Source organism: Pantanalinema rosaneae CENA516 (assembly GCF_050753385.1).
GTDB lineage: Bacteria > Cyanobacteriota > Cyanobacteriia > Leptolyngbyales > Leptolyngbyaceae > Pantanalinema > Pantanalinema rosaneae.
The window spans coordinates 1-1,978 of sequence record NZ_JBLZFZ010000155.1 but is presented as its reverse complement, the minus strand read 5'-3'; the positions used below and the strand labels follow the sequence as shown (position 1 = coordinate 1,978).

General features: G+C 74.1%; 2 protein-coding genes. Both read right to left on the bottom strand.

The features are described from left to right. Positions 1-1,064 (bottom strand): hypothetical protein (locus tag ACN4EK_RS32475; protein ID WP_431662579.1); only part of this gene is annotated, 1,064 nt, incomplete at its 3' end. Positions 1,065-1,118: 54 nt separating this feature from the next. Beyond that, the coding region (locus ACN4EK_RS32470; RefSeq protein WP_431662578.1) for a DUF6384 family protein at positions 1,119-1,978 on the bottom strand (860 nt) is incomplete at its 5' end.

The following is a 1,978-nucleotide window of genomic DNA, read 5'->3' as shown; positions in this document are numbered from 1 at the left end:
TTGCGGCGCGCGCCGACCGCCACGGCGGCGCGCCGCGCCTCCTCGACCTTCTCGTCGGCGCGCGTGATCCCTTCGGCGATTTGGCGAAGCCTCACCACCAGGGCGTCGTCCTCGATGGTCGGCGTCGCGGCGGCCTCCTGCTGGAGCCTGCGCAGATCGTCGGCCGCGAGCGCCGCCGACAGCAGATCGAGCGCCTCGCGCATCATCGGATCGCCGCCGCCCGTCGCCGCCGCCCGGTCCTCGGCGTCCAGCCGTGCGAGGCCCGTCTCCGCCTCCGCGATCGAGGCCTCGACCGCGTCGAGAGCGGCCTCGGCCTCCGCCAGCGCCGTTTCGAGGGCGCCGACCCCGCGCGCCTCAAGCGCCGCGCGCTCGATCGCGGCGAGCGCGGCCGCCTCCGCATCGATCTCCTCCGCGAGACGGTCCGCGTGCCCCCGAAGCCGCAGCGGGATCTCGGTCAGCATGTGGTAGTTCGCCCGCGCTTCCTCGTAGCCGATGAGCCGCGCGACGCGCCCGTCGAAGAAGCGGACGATCGGCGAGGCCCGGTAGCGGGGCGTCCCGAAACCGCGCTCCCACAGATACGTGAAGAGGGGGTCGGCCTCGTAGGGCGCGGCCTTCTGCGCCTTCTCGGCCTCCGTGCGCGTCGCCTTCTCGCCGGCGGCGCGTGCGACCTCCTTGGCGTGGGTGAGCTTACGGCGCTGGACGAGCCAGGGCTCGTCGCTCTCGAGGTCGGCCTGGACGTTCTCGCGCAGGTCGTCGATCCGCGCCGCCGCCTGCTCCACCGCCTCCTGCGCCGAGCGGCGTTCGTCCTGCCCGCGCGCGAGGGCGAGCGTGAAGGCGCGGCGGCTTTCGGCCGCCCGCTGGAGCGCCGTCTTGCGGCGCTCGAGGATTTCGAGCGCCGCGCGCTCCGCGGAATCGAGCTCGCGCGTCGTCTGCTCGCGCGTGAGCGCGTCGAGCCGCACGCGCGCGAGCCCGCGCAGGGCGTCGGCCTGCGCGGCGCGCAGCCGCGCGGCCTCCTCGGTCGCCGCGTTCAGCGCCGCGACGAGGCGGTCTTCGTCGCGGCGCACGCCGTTGAGAGCGGTCTCGAGGAGGAGAGGGCGTCGCGTCCGGAAATCATCGCGTCACCATTGGGTGATCATGCCTCCCATGACGGGAATCGCGTAGACGGGATCGAGCGCGCCGCGCGGCTTCTCGCCGACGACGTCCCGCTGGATGATCCCGTCGTCGGACTTGTCGCGGCGCACTTCCTCGAAAACCGCTTCCGGCACCCGCAGGCCGAAGATCCTGACGGTCTCGGTTCGTCCGGTCTCCTCGTTGCGGATCGGCAGCGGCAAAGCCTCGCCGGACGGGCCGACGGCTTCGACGATGAGGTAATAGTTGCGCGCGCGGGTGTTGGCGTCGGGCACGCGGAAGACGCCGGAGGCTTCGTCGGGGCGCGAGACGACGCGCAGCTCGTAGGTCTCGACGAGCCGCGCCCTGAGCGCGTCGACGGCGCCGATCCCGGCGCGTGCGGCGGCGGCGTCTCCCCGGCCGAGGGCGGCCTCGGCGTCCGCGCGCAGGCCCTCGATCGCCGCGCGCGCCTCCGTCACCTTGGCCTCCGCCAGCGCCGCCTCGACCGCGCGGGCGAGGTCGCGCGGAAGCGTCTCCGTCAGGGCGATCTGCGCCGCCGCCGCCTCGCGCTCCGCCGCGCCGCGCTGATAGGCGCTCCAGCCGATAGCGAGGCCGATGGCGACGAGAAGCGCCGCGAGCCCTACGCCGAGCGTCCTGCGTCGGATCCAGACCGTCGCGAGGAAGCGGCCGAGGCCCGAGCCTCTGCGCTCGTAGGCGAAGCGCTGCTCCTTCAGGGCCTTGATGCCCTCGCGCAGGATGCGGTCGTCGACGGCGAGTCCCTGGCCCTCGTAGATCTCGCGCAACCGGCGCATCATCGCCGCGTCGCGGTCGGCCTCGCCGAGTTCGCGCGCGACGACGCTCTCCTGATGGC